8 protein-coding genes are annotated in these 14775 nt (G+C 53.8%); 4 read left to right on the top strand and 4 right to left on the bottom strand.

Annotation, left to right across the window (positions count from 1 at the left end):
• The first annotated feature begins 213 nt into the window (after window positions 1-213).
• Together sspA and sspB are read left to right on the top strand one after the other, a co-directional pair.
• Window positions 214-855, top strand: coding sequence for a stringent starvation protein SspA (sspA, locus tag ACIP6T_RS16365; RefSeq protein ID WP_008104394.1), 642 nt, complete (start codon window positions 214-216; stop codon window positions 853-855).
• A gap of 4 nt (window positions 856-859) precedes the next feature.
• Window positions 860-1351: a ClpXP protease specificity-enhancing factor gene (gene sspB, locus ACIP6T_RS16360; protein WP_345827378.1), complete on the top strand. Its 492-nt coding sequence runs from the start codon at window positions 860-862 to the stop codon at window positions 1349-1351.
• 64 nt (window positions 1352-1415) lie between these two features.
• Here sspB and ACIP6T_RS16355 read toward each other — a convergent pair whose 3' ends face one another.
• Together ACIP6T_RS16355 and ACIP6T_RS16350 are read right to left on the bottom strand one after the other, a co-directional pair.
• Window positions 1416-3164 (bottom strand): sulfite reductase subunit alpha, encoded by a 1749-nt coding sequence (locus ACIP6T_RS16355; RefSeq protein ID WP_400458118.1) that lies wholly within the window; start codon window positions 3162-3164, stop codon window positions 1416-1418.
• 69 nt (window positions 3165-3233) lie between these two features.
• Window positions 3234-8765: a glutamate synthase-related protein gene (locus ACIP6T_RS16350; RefSeq protein ID WP_400458117.1), complete on the bottom strand. Its 5532-nt coding sequence runs from the start codon at window positions 8763-8765 to the stop codon at window positions 3234-3236.
• A gap of 890 nt (window positions 8766-9655) precedes the next feature.
• On the opposite strand from ACIP6T_RS16350, the gene arcB reads away from it, so the two are divergent.
• Window positions 9656-12010 carry an aerobic respiration two-component sensor histidine kinase ArcB gene (arcB, locus tag ACIP6T_RS16345; protein WP_345827375.1) on the top strand — a complete coding sequence of 785 codons (2355 nt, stop codon included), beginning with the start codon at window positions 9656-9658 and terminating at the stop codon, window positions 12008-12010.
• An 878-nt stretch (window positions 12011-12888) separates the two neighbouring features.
• Window positions 12889-13611: a monofunctional biosynthetic peptidoglycan transglycosylase gene (gene mtgA, locus ACIP6T_RS16340; protein ID WP_097095119.1), complete on the top strand. Its 723-nt coding sequence runs from the start codon at window positions 12889-12891 to the stop codon at window positions 13609-13611.
• A gap of 4 nt (window positions 13612-13615) precedes the next feature.
• Here mtgA and npr read toward each other — a convergent pair whose 3' ends face one another.
• Together npr and rapZ are read right to left on the bottom strand one after the other, a co-directional pair.
• Window positions 13616-13888 carry a PTS phosphocarrier protein NPr gene (gene npr / locus ACIP6T_RS16335; protein ID WP_008104379.1) on the bottom strand — a complete coding sequence of 91 codons (273 nt, stop codon included), beginning with the start codon at window positions 13886-13888 and terminating at the stop codon, window positions 13616-13618.
• The gene (gene rapZ, locus ACIP6T_RS16330) at window positions 13885-14739 is read right to left on the bottom strand and encodes an RNase adapter RapZ (protein ID WP_097095118.1); all 855 of its coding nucleotides are present in this window, start codon (window positions 14737-14739) and stop codon (window positions 13885-13887) included. Before rapZ ends, npr begins: the two co-directional genes overlap by 4 nt.
• Between the last annotated feature and the right edge of the window lie 36 nt (window positions 14740-14775).

Genomic DNA, 14775 nt, shown 5'->3' with positions numbered 1-14775 from the left:
CGCAAATCATTACGCCTGCCCCACAAGCTGCTTAAAATCTGGTAAACTCACTGTCACTTTGCGCCTGCGAGAAGCAGCGTTGTGCTTGTCGTTCCTGTCGGGAAGGCTGGGCGATGCTTCTAACGCTGACGGTAGGCGAATCTGATGAGCCGGTGAGTCGCCGTGTGGTTGGCTATTCGCAGTATCTTTTTGTGAACAAACTTGGAGGTTTTCATGGCTGTCGCTGCCAACAAACGTTCGGTAATGACGCTGTTTTCTGGTCCGACTGACATTTTCAGCCATCAAGTACGCATTGTACTGGCTGAGAAAGGCGTCAGCGTGGAGATCGAGCAGGTTGAAACGGATAACCTGCCGCAGGATCTGATTGACCTCAACCCGTATCGCACAGTACCTACGCTGGTCGACCGTGAACTGACGCTGTACGAATCACGCATCATCATGGAATACCTCGATGAGCGTTTCCCGCATCCACCGCTGATGCCGGTTTATCCGGTTGCGCGTGGTGAAAGTCGTCTGATGATGCACCGCATTGAGCAGGATTGGTATAGCCTGATGCGCACCATCGAAACTGCCAATGGTGCAGAAGCCGATGCAGCGCGTAAGCAACTGCGTGAAGAGCTGCTGGCAATTGCGCCACTGTTTGCACGTACGCCTTTCTTCATGAGCGAAGAGTTCAGCCTGGTGGATTGCTATCTGGCACCGCTGCTGTGGCGTCTGCCGCAGATGGGTGTGGATCTGTCTGGCGCAGGTTCTAAAGAGCTGAAAGGCTACATGACGCGCGTATTTGAACGTGACTCTTTCCTTGCGTCACTGACAGAAGCAGAACGTGAAATGCGCCTGCAAGCTCGGGGCTAATAGTATGGAAATGTCGCAACTAACGGCGCGTCGTCCCTATCTGCTGCGTGCATTCTATGACTGGTTGCTTGATAACCAGCTGACGCCGCATTTGGTGGTCGACATTAATCTGCCTGGTGTGCAGGTGCCGCTGGAATATGCGCGCGATGGGCAGATTGTTCTGAACATCGCGCCACGTGCGGTAGGTAATCTTGACCTCGCCAATGATGAAGTGCGTTTCAATGCGCGCTTTGGTGGCGTACCGCGTCAGGTCTCTGTGCCGATGGCTGCGGTTCTGGCAATTTACGCCCGTGAAAACGGTGCTGGCACCATGTTCGAACCGGAACCGGCTTATGAGCTGGCGACGGAAGATCAGGATGGTAGTGGTCAGGAAGAGACGATGATGTCTGTGATTGATGGCGATCGTCCGGATGATGCGACTGACGACGATCACTCGCCAGACGATGAGCCGCCGCCGCCGCGTGGCGGACGACCTTCACTCCGCGTAGTGAAATAAAGCGTCTGAGAGTGTGAAATAAAAACGGGCCGATGATTGGCCCGTTTTTTTATGTCTGCGCGTCTTAGTAGACGTCACGCAGGTAGCGTTTATCTTTCTTCAGCTGATCAATGTAGGCTGCCGCACGCTCGCTGGACAAGCCGCCGAACTGACGAACCACTTCATACAGCGCGGCATCCACATCTTTCGCCATACGTGAGGCATCGCCACACACGTAGAAGTAGGCGCCATCCTGCAGCCAGGCGTATAGCTCCGCGCCTTTCTCCAGCATGCGATTCTGCACGTAAATCTTCTCTTCCTGATCGCGTGAGAAGGCGAGATCGAGGTTTGTCAGCAGGCCATTCTCCTGCCACGCACTCAGCTCTTCTTCATAGATGTAATCATGTGCCTGATGCTGGTCGCCGAAGAACAACCAGTTTTTACCTTGCGCGCCGGTTGCCTGACGTTCCTGCAGGAACGCGCGGAACGGGGCGATGCCGGTGCCTGGACCCACCATGATCAGCGGAGCATTGCCATTTGCCGGCACGCGGAACGCTTTGTTGGGCGAAATGAAGATCGCCGGCTTTTCGCCACGACGAACACGTTCAGCCAGGTAGGTTGAGCACACGCCTTTACGCTCACGGCCGCCGCTGTGATAGCGCACGGAAGCGATGGTCAGATGCACCTGATTTGGATGCGCTTTCGAGCTCGACGAGATGGAGTACGCACGGTGCTGCAGTGGGCGCAGCATGGCAACGAATTCCGGCACTGAGAGGCTGCGCGTCAGCTCAAGCTGCAGCAGATCCAGCGTATCTTTGCCCCACAGCCAAACGGCGAGAGTATCTTTGTCGTCGTGCTGCAAAACGTGACGCAATTCCTGGTTGGTGGTGTGCTGTCCAACCCACTCAATCAGTTTGCGTGATGGCTCAGAGATTTCGAACTGGTGCGTCAGCAGATCGCCAAGGTTGCGATCAAAGCCTGGCACCGGCGTTTCGTAATCCGCTTTCAGTTCGGCCAGCAGCAGTGAAACCAACGCCGCGTCGTTCACCGGGATCACACCCAGCGCATCGCCGGCTTCATATTTCAAACCACTGTCGGTGAGATCGAATTCAAAGTGACGAATATCTTTAGCCGACTCCTCAGCCGACAGGCGCTTATTGGTCGCCAATGCGGCAGCATAAGGGTTCTGCTTATTGCTGCCCGGAATGACCGGTGCTTCAGGTGCGCTCTCAAGTGCAGTTCCGCTGCTGCCTGCGCTGGCGGCAAACTGCGGCATTGCCGTGCCAATCCACTCGCTGGACGGCTCTTCGAAATCAATATCGCAGTCGATACGATCGGCCACGCGTTTCGCACCGAGCTGTTCCAGACGCATATCGATGAATTTACCCGCCTGGCAGAAACCGTCGTAGCCGGTGTCGCCAATCGCCAGTACTGCAAAGTGCATCTGCTCCAGACGCGGTGCGGTGCTGGCTGAAATCGCCTGCCAAAACAGCTGGGCGTTGTCCGGCATTTCGCCTTCGCCGTAAGTCGAGGTGACGATCAGCACGTGACGCATGGTGGCGAACACATCCAGATCCACTTCGCCCAGAGCCTGAACCACCGGCACTAAACCTTTGGCACGCGCGGCTTTAGCGGCAGTTTGCGACAGCGCTTCGGCATTACCGGTTTGTGAACCGAACAGGATATGTAGCTGCGTGTTGGCACCGGCAGCCGGTGCGCTCTGCTTGTCTTCTAATACCAGCAGGCGCGAGTGGAGACCGGCGAGAAAACCCGCCAGCCAATATTTCTGCTCACCGTTAAACGGTGCATCTTCAGGAATGTAAGGAATTTTCATCGGTAAGGCGCTCAATCCTGTTCAATCAAAATATAAAGTCTAAATTACACATGTTCCGTAAAGCTATAATCAGGAAAGTTTCCCGACCGCAGCAGCGATTTCTGGCAGTGCAGCACGTGCAAACAGCTCTTCGAAATCAGGTAGATGGCCAAGAACCTCGCGGTTGCAGGCATCCTGATAAATGATCCAGCCATACGTCGCCAGGCTGTCCATGGAGCGAATGTTACGTTGCGTTAATGCCGCTTTATAATCCGCCATACGTTTAGCGGCGATCAGGCTTGCCAGCTCGTCATCGCTATAGCTTTCAATCGCAGAGCGCGCATGACGTTGTAGCTTGCTTATCAGCGCGAAATCTTCGGTCATCAGCAGATTACGCACGGCTTTCTCAACGGCCGGATCTTCCACCGCCGTGCCTTTTGGCAGTTTGCCCAACGCCAGCTGCTGCGCGAGGCTCAGCACGGTGTAGTTATTCAGCAGCACAAACATCTCAAGCGTATCGGTCGCGCCGTAGGCCGGTACGGCACCGTTGGCGATGGTTTTACCGTCACGCCACGCCGATTTGAATTTAGCGACCTGATGCGCAGCCAGCGACGTCGACAGCTCTTCGAGCAGATCTTTACGCGATTTTGCTTTCAGGATTTCGGTGCCATCCTGATACAGCAGCAGCGAACGTGGCATCACGTAAACAAAGTGGTGGCACTCGGTTTCCCAGTTCTCCAGCAGCCAGGCAGCGCGCGGTGACTGGGTCGCTTCCAGATGCCAGTTCAGCATGGTTAGCACCGCTTGCTTATGCACCTGCGCCATTTCATCTTCATCGGCGATGGAGCCAAACAGGACTGAATCACCGGCTGCATGTGCCGCCAGCGATCCATAAGGATCGTACTGGTAGGCGAAACCGCCGCTCATGCCGTTGCCAAAGCCTTTACCGAAGGTGCCAAGGTTAAGGATGGCGCCGTTGGTCATGTATTCACAGCAGAAGTCGCCGACGCCTTCAACCACGGCGGTGGCACCAGAGTTACGCACCGCGAAGCGGTCACCCGCCTGGCCCTGTACGAACAGACGACCACCGGTGGCACCAAACAGGGCGAAGTTACCGATCAAGACGTTGCCATCGCTATCCTGTGCGCCGCCGCCCGGTGACATCACCACCAGCTCTCCGCCACACTGACCTTTGCCCACGCCATCGTTACAGGTGCCGTAATGTTTCAGCTGCATGCCGTCGTTGCAGAATGCGCCGAACGACTGGCCGGCAGAACCACTGGTGTTAATCAGCACGGTGGCTGGCGCCAGATAGTGACGACCGCGGTCATCTTTCAGCACCGCAGGCAGCGCTGCCAGCTGCTCTTTAGTGAGCTCGTGGTTCAGCATGCGCTCGATATCAATTGCCAGCTGTCCACCCACGCTCTTGTTACGGTTGTTCAGCGTGATGCCCGCGCCCAGCGCGATTTCACGGCTTGCCTCGCCAACCAGCTGGGTTTTCAGCTCATTGACCCAGCCATCATCCAGCTCAAAATCTTTTTCCAGATAGACCGGCTTAGCAATTTTTTGCTCTGGCACCACGGTTAACATGGCGCGCAGATCCAGTTTGCCGACTTCCAGCGGGTGATCCATCAAATGCAGCAGATCAGAACGGCCACGTGCTTCGCGCAGTGAACGCAGACCGAGGCGAGCAAGGAACTCACGCACTTCCTGCGCCACGTTGATGAAGTACTGCGCCAGCTGACGCGGATCGCCATCAAAAGCTTCGGCGTTGGTGGTTAAACCGGCCGGGCATTTAACGTTACAGTTTTTCGCCATCACGCATTTCAGCATCATCAGCGCGGTGGTACCGAACTCGAAGCTGTCGCCGCCGAGCAGGGCAGATTTGATCACATCACTGCCGGTCTGCTGTGCGCCGGAGCAGCGCAGCTGCACTTTGTCGCGCAGGCCATTGGCACACAGCGCCTGGTGTACTTCAGCGATGCCGATTTCCGCTACGCGACCGGTATATTTCAGGCTGGTAACCGATGCTGCACCGGTACCGCCGGTGTTACCCGCGACGTTAATCACATCGGCGCCGGCTTTTGCCACGCCGACGGCGATGGTGCCGATACCTTCCGATGAAACCAGTTTTACAATGACGCGCACGCGTGCGGCTTTGCAGTCGTGGATCAGCTGAGCCAAATCCTCGATAGAGTAAGTGTCGTGGTGCGGCGGTGGTGAAACCAGCTCAACGCCTGGTGTACCACCACGGGCTGCCGCGATCTCAACGGTCACTTTTGGTGCTGGCAGCTGGCCGCCTTCACCTGGCTTCGCGCCCTGGCCGATTTTGATCTCCAGCTCTTCCAGCATTGGGTCGGCCAGATAAGCTGCCCACACGCCGAAACGTCCAGACGCCAGCTGTTTAATGCGTGAGGCGCGGATGGTGCCGTGGCGTGAATAGTGTTCGCCACCTTCGCCGCAGTTACTCATGCCGCCCACCATGTTGGTACCGTGCGCCACCGCTTCGTGCGCAGGCGCTACCAACGCACCGTGGCTCATGGCACCGGAAGCAAAGGTACGGGTAATTTCGTGTGCCGGTTGAATCTCTTCCAGCGGCAGCGAGGGCAGCGCAGTGAAGATCAGCGACAGATAATCCGCAGCTTTGCCGTAAGCGGTGATGTGCAGAACGCCATCTGCCACATTGCTGCTTTCGATATCGTCGCTGAAGCGCGTTTTCAACGCACGCGACAGTGCTTCGAGGCGCTCATTCTCTGGCTTCAGGCCAGCAATCGCATCGATCAGGCGCAGCTCGAACTGATTCAGGCTGCCATTTACCGCTTCACACTTCAGGCCGCGCGTCGCGAAGCCGTTGTTAACCAGCGAGTAGCGGCCCAGCTTACGGCCGAATTCCGCTTCGCTATCCACGTGCGTCAAATCGCAAGGCAGCGCGAGGATGTCCCGCAGCGCCGCAGGACGACGTTTACGCTCGGCATGCATCAGGCTGGAGAACTGACGGTAATCGGGCGTGATGGCAAAGTTATCGATAACATCATTCGGGATGCGCTCGAAGCTGCTGTCTTTAAAGGCTTCCGCTTTGATATTGAAAGCGTTATCCAGTTTAGCCAGCGTCATCAGGCGAATAAAGTTGTCCTCTTCGCGCTCTTTGTTAGCAAAGCGAATCGGCTGCTCCGTCATATCAATGAAGGTGCGTACCGCAATGGTGCCGTAAGAATGGCCAGCACCTTCAGCACGCTCTTTGAACAGGCCGAGCAAGGGGACTTCCGCTTCGCCCTGAATTTTCAGCGCACTTTGATGCCAGTCGACCGCCATTTGGGCGATAGCCGGGAAGCCGGCGCCGCCAACGGGGGTTTTGATATTCGGGAAATACTTTTTCAATACCGGATCGTCGGTATTCAGGAAGTTAGGCTCGAAGAACTCGCCGCAGCTGTAGCTCTCAACGGTACACAGGCCCACTTTGCCCATGGTTTTCATTAGCGCTTTTTCTGCTGCTTTGGCATAGCGTTTAAAGGCTTTGTTACCTTCTTCGCCTTCACCGAATTTCTCTTCCGCACGCATCTGCACGCCGAGTGGGTAAACGGCAGAAGCGCCGAAGCCCAGCGTTGCCGCGATATGGTGCGAAGAGATGCTCTGGCCGCTTTCTACTACCAGCGATACATCCAGACGCAGACCTTCCTGCACCAAACGTTGGTTAATCGCCGATACCATCAGCAGCATCGGGATCGCCGCGTGGGTTGAGGAGATGTGGCGGTCGGTAATTACCGCGATGCCACCTTGCTGGCGTGCGAAATCAACAACCTGCTGCGCTAAGTCATCAATGGCTTTTTCCAGCGCGTTGGCGTTAGCTGCGCGGCTGACGATATCTTTGCCGACGACTGGCTCGTACAGCATCTCGAAGCGCGCATAAGGCGCGACGGTTTGTTCGCGCAGGCGCAGCATGTCGAGGTGCGTCAAAATTGGTGTTGGTACGATGATTTGCTGGCCCTTGCTGCGACCCAGGTGCGGTTTCGCACCCAGGGCAACGCGCAGCGTCATGCCGTCCGCTTCACGGATGGAGTCAAGCGGCGGGTTAGTGACCTGGGCAAAGCGTTGCGAGAAGTAGTGCGCCATGCCGCCTTCGTGGTCGGACAGGCCGTTGATGGCGTTGCCGTAACCCATCGCTGAGATCTTCTCAGCGCCGGTTTGCAGCATCGGGTCCATCATGAATTTGAAGCTTTCCTGGTTGTAGTAGTAGGCCACAAAACGCTGATAGGTTTGCAGGTCACCACGATAACGCAGCGGAGAGCCGAGCTGCTCAGCCTGAATTTCTGGCAGATCGGCGAGGTCGACACGCGCTTTACTCAGCAGCGACAGGTAATCCTTCTCCGCCGCCAGTTTTTCCAGCGCTTCCACGGTGGTGTAAGAGCGTTTCTCTTTGTGATCGTAATAGAGCATACCGCCCGCTTCGATACGGCCGCGACGCAGCACGCTTTCCGGTGGGAAGGCGATCTGGCCCGCTTCCGACATGGCTCCGATATATTCCGCCGTTTCAACGGAACGCAGCGGACGTAGACCGAGACGGTCAAGACGGGCACCAATCACTTCGCCATTACCAAAGATCAGCGCGGCTGGACCATCGTTTTTCTCTTCGTATAAAGAGAAGTACTCCAGCATGGCGCGCACTTCGTTAGAGAGCGAGGTATCGTTCTCCCAGGCCGGTGGCATCATGGAAACAACGGCGTTAATCAGGTCGAGGTTGTCTTCCATCAAACGGCTGTGAATGCTCTGGTCCAGACGTGAGCTGTCGGACTGACCTTTAGGGCGCACAATTTTCTTTCCGCGCGCCAACATCAGTGCCGCTTCGGCAATACGGTTTTTGCGATCGGTATTCAGTTCGCCGTTGTGCGCCATCAAGCGGAACGGTTGCGCCATGGTGGTATGCGGATCGGTGTTGGTGGAGAAGCGGGTATGGAAGAACAGCCCGCGCACCTGGTGGTCGGCATCGGTTAAATCTTTGAAGTAAGGAATCACTTCGTTGGAGTTCAGGCGGGCTTTAAATACCTGGGTGCGCGAGGAGAGCGACAGCGGATAAAGGCCGCCGAATTCGCTTTCGGTAAAGGCGCGCGCTTCGATATCCAGCAGCGCGCGATAAATCTGGCGCTCGAATTCCAGTTGGTCAGTCACTTCCTGCGGCGCAGCAAAAATCCATTGTACAATCGGCAGCTGGAATTGCAGGGCAGCCGGGCGCGTCACACTGCCGTCCAGCGGCATATCGCGTTTCACTAATACCGGGAAGTTGTGTGCCGCCAGCGTTTCTTCTACCAGACGTTCAGCGTTAGCGCGCAGTTCCGCGTCTTTGGGCACAAAGAAGTTACCCACGCCAAAACGGCCAGCTTCCAGCGCCAGACCTGTGACCTTGCGGAAGAAGTTCAGGGAGAGATCGACGTTAACGCCAGCGCCATCGCCCACGCCTTCGGCGGACATGCCGCCACGGTGCGGTACCGTGCACAGCGCGCTATGGGCCATCTGCAGGATCTCATGGGTCTGCTCGCCGTCCTTACGGGTAATGAAACCTACACCACAGCTATCACTTCCGGCTGATGGATCATACAAACCATAGGGATTCGGTTTTTGCGTGGACATTGAGAGTCTCCTTAAACTTCTTTTGACATTACCTGCATTTTTTCGCGTACCGCAGCGTGACTGAAGCTGCAAAGGCTGCGGTATCAATTCTTGTGCCGCTCCGTAAAGAGCGGGCGTCGCAACACCGAGCAAAGGCTCTTAAGACACTGTTGTCACGTCCTTAATGAGCTGCTCTTTAATCCGGTCTCTTTCGGGAGATAGCTTGCATCTAGAGGGAGTCTTCTTGCTGCATAGATATGCCGAGACACAGCCCCACCAGGAAAGCTCCCAGTGGAATTCCAACTTATCGGGAAAGCGAACTCAGGTCAAATAGCCAGCTTTGTTGAGGGTAATCTGCTTTTTTAATGATTAACATGATGATTTATAAGTTTTTTACTCGTAAATTTATGTCAATCTTCCCCTTCCCATTCCCCCAGTAACTGTGAGCCGTCTCACTGTGACCTGTGCCTCTAATATCTAAACAATGCTGGCATCGATGCTTATGGCAGCATTAAATTCTGTTGGGTGCGGCTGATGCACAGCATGTATCTGTTTTTCTTATGGCGTCATATTTGAATCAAAATCACGCTGGCATTAGTAAAATTAATCACGCTACACGTGATTAAAAAATCGTTTAAGTTGAATGGGTATGCAATAAAGGCATGCAGCCATGAGACGACATGACTGCCAGGGTGCTGATTAGCACAGGATGTAGAGAAAAGCGCGACAAAAGTGCGGCCTTTCAGATTATTCAGTTGGCAGAATTAGTCAAGCGCTTTACGCATATAGACGGGAACGTCGGCGAAATCCTGCGGTGGTGCACCATTACAGAGCAAAACTCCTGCGGTGAAGCGGCGCGGCGTAGCGATATTTACGCTATCATGGGCCAGATTTCGTTCAGGGAGCTTGTAATGAAGCAGATTCGCCTTTTAGCGCAGTACTACGTTGATTTGATGGTCAAACTGGGGCTGGTGCGCTTTTCACTGCTATTAGCGTCGGCGCTGGTGGTGCTGGCAATGGTGGTGCAGATGGCGGTCACCATGGTGCTGCGCGGCCACGTTGAGAGCATTGACGTAGTGCGATCGATATTCTTCGGCCTGTTAATTACGCCCTGGGCGGTTTATTTCCTCTCGGTGGTGGTCGATCAACTGGAAGAGTCGCGCCAGCGCCTGACGAAACTGGTGGATAAGCTGGAAGAGATGCGCACACGCGACCTTGAGCTTAACCAGCAGATGAAAGAAACCATCACGCAGCTGAATCAGGAAATTAACGACCGCATCAAAGCCGAACAGGCGCGTGAGCAGGTGATGGACAAGCTGCGCGAAGAGATGGCGCGGCGCGAGCAGGCGCAAATTGAGCTGGAACAGCAATCCTCCTTCCTGCGCTCTTTCCTTGATGCGTCGCCCGATCTGGTGTTCTACCGCAACATTGATAAGCAGTTCTCCGGCTGCAATCGCGCCATGGAACTGTTGACCGGCATGAGCGAAAAACAGCTGATTGGTATGACGCCGCGCGATATTTATGATGATGAGGCGGCGACTAAAGTGCTGGAAACCGATGAGAAGGTGTTCCGTCATAATGTATCGCTGACTTACGAACAGTGGCTGCAATATCCCGATGGGCGCAAAGCCTGCTTTGAGATCCGCAAAGTGCCATATTACGACCGCGTGGGGAAACGCAGTGGTTTGATGGGCTTTGGCCGCGATATTACCGAACGTAAGCGCTACCAAGACGCGCTGGAGAACGCCAGTCGTGAGAAGACGACCTTTATCTCAACTATCAGCCACGAGCTGCGTACGCCGCTTAACGGCATCGTCGGGCTGAGTCGCATTCTGCTCGATACCGATCTGAATCAGGAACAGCTGAAGTACCTTAAAACTATCCACGTTTCTGCCATCACGCTCGGCAACATCTTTAACGATGTTATTGAAGTGGACAAAATCGAACGCCGAAAAGTGCAGCTGGATAATCAGCCGCTGGATTTCACCGGCTTCCTCGCCGATCTGGAAAACCTCTCTGGACTGTTGGCGCAGCCGAAAGGGCTGAAGTTTGTTATGGCGCCAGAGCTGCCGCTGCCGCATAAAATCTCAGCAGATGGTACACGTCTACGTCAGATTCTGTGGAACCTGATTGGTAACGCGGTGAAATTTACTCAGCAGGGCGAAATCGTGGTGCGCGTTGCCTATCTTCAGGATGAAACACTGCGCTTTGAAGTGCAGGATTCAGGTATGGGCATTCCTCAGGAGGAGCAGGACAAGATTTTCGCTATGTATTATCAGGTGAAAGATCAGCACGGCGGAAAGCCAGCAACGGGCACTGGTATTGGCCTGGCGGTATCACGGCGTCTGGCACAAGCGATGGGTGGCGATATCCGCGTCAGCAGCGTCGCGGGGCAGGGTTCTTGCTTTACCGTTGAGATCAACGCGCCACGTGTTGCTGAAGAGGTTGAGGACGACAATCTGGATGACAGCATGCCGTTACCGGCGCTGCACGTCCTGCTGGTGGAAGATATCGAGCTAAACGTGATTGTCGCGCGTTCAGTGCTGGAGAAATTGGGCTGCAGCGTGGAAGTTGCCATGACTGGCACGGACGCGCTGGCGATGTTTGATCCACAGGAGTTCGATCTGGTCTTGCTCGATATTCAACTGCCCGATATGACGGGCCTTGATGTATCGCGCGCCATCCATCAGCGCCATGCTGGCACAACGTTGCCGCCGCTGGTGGCCCTGACAGCAAACGTGTTGAAGGACAAAAAAGAGTATCTCGATGCGGGCATGGATGATGTGCTGAGCAAACCGCTGGCCGTACCGGCGCTGACCGCCATGATCAAAAAGTTTTGGGATTACCAGCCGGAGCAGGAAGAGATCGTCAGCGAGTCGTCGGCCGAGCAATCACGCATGCTGTTGGATGTCCCAATGCTGGAACAATATATTGAATTGGTGGGTCCAGGATTGATTACGCAGAGCTTAACGATGTTTGAGCAGATGATGCCCGGATACCTTGATGTGCTGGATTCGAACATGATGGCGCGCGATCAGAAGGGCATTGCCGAAGAAGGCCACAAGATTAAAGGCGCGGCGGGTTCGGTTGGCTTACTGCATTTGCAACAGCTGGCGAAGCAGATTCAGTCGCCGGAATTGCCAGCGTGGTGGGACAATGTCCAGGAGTGGATCGACGAATTAAAACAGGAATGGTTGCAGGACGTGAACGTGTTACGTGAATGGGTTGCTGAGCGAGAGAAATTACAGGACGTCAGAAAAAAATGACCCCAGTCGAAACTGGGGTGCGCGAATACTGCGCCAACACCAGGGAAATGGGTACTGCTGCTATTATGAGAGATCGAATAAAAAAGCAACAGTGTGGTATTGGTTAACGCTTCCAAATCACCTTAACAAATTCGCTAACGCTTGCGATAAGATTCATTAAATTGTGTGATGTTGAGCAGCGATTAAATACAGAAAACATTAATTTGCTGACACAGTCAAGCAAGGAATTAATTTCTTTGCCAAATTGCACTCTTTTTGACCAATTGTTCTGCTTTTTGCCTGGTTTTGCTTCAGCGTTTCGTTAGAAAGCCCTGTAAGGAGCATGGAAAAACTCAAACTGACGATAAATTGCAGTTGAGTAAGGTTAACGCTCTGAAAATTATCAAAAAAAGCTTTTTTTCGGTCAGGTTATCCAAAACGTTTTGGAAACCCTCTGTTGAAAGTTCCAGTTTAAGGTTTAGCGTGCAATGTAAACCATTTGTGCGGTAAATCGCTTTACCTCTTCCACGTGCTAATCGATGGATGACAGGGCGAATTCCGCCATGATTTTAAGAATGGTCTTGGATATCAATGAGCATCTTCGAAGACTACTAAAAGTTATAGTTAAGCATTACGAAAGGTTTTGCGTGATCGACATCACATTCAGTTAAGTATCCAGTGAGACTGCATTGGATCGATTTCTGTTTATGGAACCGATTCCTTTTTTACTGGAAGTGCTTGATGTATTTGGCTCTAATACAGAAGCATTGTGCATGCTGAACGTTAATTAACCTCGTTACTCAACGGGTATAGGGTTAAAATTTAGCGTTGAGACATTGCTGTTTGATATCGTGACTTGAGTGATTAATTAATACAGGGAACAGGTAAGAGAAAATTGCATGAGCAAGAGTAAAGGGAAGCTGGGAAAACGTATTAAGGTACTGATTGCTAAAGTTCTGCTGGCCTGGTTGGGTATGTGGTTAGCGGGCATTCTGCTGTTTGCGTTCTTACCTGTGCCGTTTTCTGCAGTGATGGTAGAGCGACAAATCGGCGCCTGGTTTACCGGGCATTTTGATTATGTGGCGCACTCAGACTGGGTCAGCATGGACGAGATTTCTCCCTGGATGGCCCTGGCGGTGATCGCATCAGAAGATCAAAAATTTCCTGAGCATTGGGGTTTTGATGTTGATGCCATTCAGTCAGTACTGGATAACGAGGGTAATGAGCGCATGCGCGGTGCCTCAACCTTATCCCAGCAAACGGCAAAAAATCTCTTCTTATGGGATGGGCGGAGTTGGATGCGCAAAGGGCTGGAAGCAGGATTGACGGTGGGAATTGAAACCGTGTGGACGAAGCGCCGCATCCTGACGGTATATCTGAATATTGCAGAATTTGGTAACGGGGTATTCGGGGTGGAGGAAGCGTCGCAGCGCTACTTTAATAAGCCCGCTAGTCGCCTCACAATGTCAGAGGCGGCGCTGCTGGCGGCAGTGCTACCTAATCCGATTCGCTTCCGTGCCGATGCGCCTTCTGGCTACACGCGTCAGCGTCAGCAGTGGATTATGCGCCAGATGCGGCAGCTGGGCGGCGAAGGTTTCCTCAATCGCTACAAACTGCACTAAAAGCTTAGTCTTCGTCAAAGCCCGCTTCAAACAGTTCGATAACCGCCGCCAGCGCCTGTTCTTCCTGCGGGCCGCTGGCTTCAATTTCGATATGACCGCCTTTCGCCGAGTCGAGCATGAGCAGCGCAATGACGCTGCTAGCTTCGGCTTCGGTACCTGATTCATTGCGCAACAGCACTTCAGCATCAAAGCTTTGTACCAGCTCAAACAGCTTCATCGCTGGACGCGCATGCATGCCCAGCTTATTTCGAATCTCAACGGTTTGTTTCACGGTCATGATTTGCGTTTTTCCAAAGTGCGATGGCGAGACTGCACATTTTTACCGCGCGATCGGAAATAATCCGCCAGTTGTTCAGCAATATACACTGAACGGTGCTTGCCGCCGGTGCAGCCGATGGCAACAGTAAGATAGCTGCGGTTATTGGTTTCCAGCATCGGCAGCCACAATTCCAGATAGCTACGCGTTTGATAGATAAAGTTATGCACTTCAGTATGACGATCGAGGAATGCCGCTACTGGCCGATCGAGGCCCGTCATCGGACGCAACTTAGGATCCCAATGCGGGTTCGGCAGAAAACGCACATCGAACACATAATCTGCATCGATCGGAATACCGTGTTTGAAGCCAAATGACTCAAACACCATGGTTAATTCACGCTCGCGTTTACCCAGCAGACGGGTACGCAGCATCTCCGCCAGCTCATGAACCGACATCTCAGACGTATCGATAATCAGATCGGCACGTGAACGCAAGGGTTCCAGCAGATCGTTCTCTTCATCGATGGCGCTCTCCAGCGACAAATTTTTGCTGGAAAGCGGATGCAGGCGACGCGTATCGCTATAACGACGGATCAATGTGTTGCGATCGGCATCGAGAAACAGCAACTGCGGCGAGAAAGAGTCGGGCAGATTGTTGAGCGCGGCTTCAAACACTTCCGGCGATTCAGGCATATTACGCACGTCAATGCTGACCGCAGCAGAGATGTTGCGTTCGGTTAAGGTATTCGCCAGCTCCGGCAATAGCACAACCGGAAGGTTATCGACACAGTAAAAGCCCATGTCTTCAAGAGCACGGAGCGCAACCGATTTTCCTGAGCCTGACCGACCGCTAACGATCATCAGCACCATCACATTTCTCCCGTTTTAAACCGGCGAACTGGCCGG

Source organism: Pantoea sp. NPDC088449 (assembly GCF_044753225.1).
GTDB lineage: Bacteria > Pseudomonadota > Gammaproteobacteria > Enterobacterales > Enterobacteriaceae > Pantoea > Pantoea floridensis.
This window is presented reverse-complemented; position numbering and strand designations above follow the sequence as displayed.

Coding starts and splice junctions, on each gene's coding strand:
- sspA (WP_008104394.1), top strand. CDS start 214: ATGGCTGTCGCTGCCAACAAACGTTCGGTAATGACGCTGTTTTCTGGT.
- sspB (WP_345827378.1), top strand. CDS start 860: ATGGAAATGTCGCAACTAACGGCGCGTCGTCCCTATCTGCTGCGTGCA.
- ACIP6T_RS16355 (WP_400458118.1), bottom strand. CDS start 3,164: ATGAAAATTCCTTACATTCCTGAAGATGCACCGTTTAACGGTGAGCAG.
- ACIP6T_RS16350 (WP_400458117.1), bottom strand. CDS start 8,765: ATGTCCACGCAAAAACCGAATCCCTATGGTTTGTATGATCCATCAGCC.
- arcB (WP_345827375.1), top strand. CDS start 9,656: ATGAAGCAGATTCGCCTTTTAGCGCAGTACTACGTTGATTTGATGGTC.
- mtgA (WP_097095119.1), top strand. CDS start 12,889: ATGAGCAAGAGTAAAGGGAAGCTGGGAAAACGTATTAAGGTACTGATT.
- npr (WP_008104379.1), bottom strand. CDS start 13,888: ATGACCGTGAAACAAACCGTTGAGATTCGAAATAAGCTGGGCATGCAT.
- rapZ (WP_097095118.1), bottom strand. CDS start 14,739: ATGGTGCTGATGATCGTTAGCGGTCGGTCAGGCTCAGGAAAATCGGTT.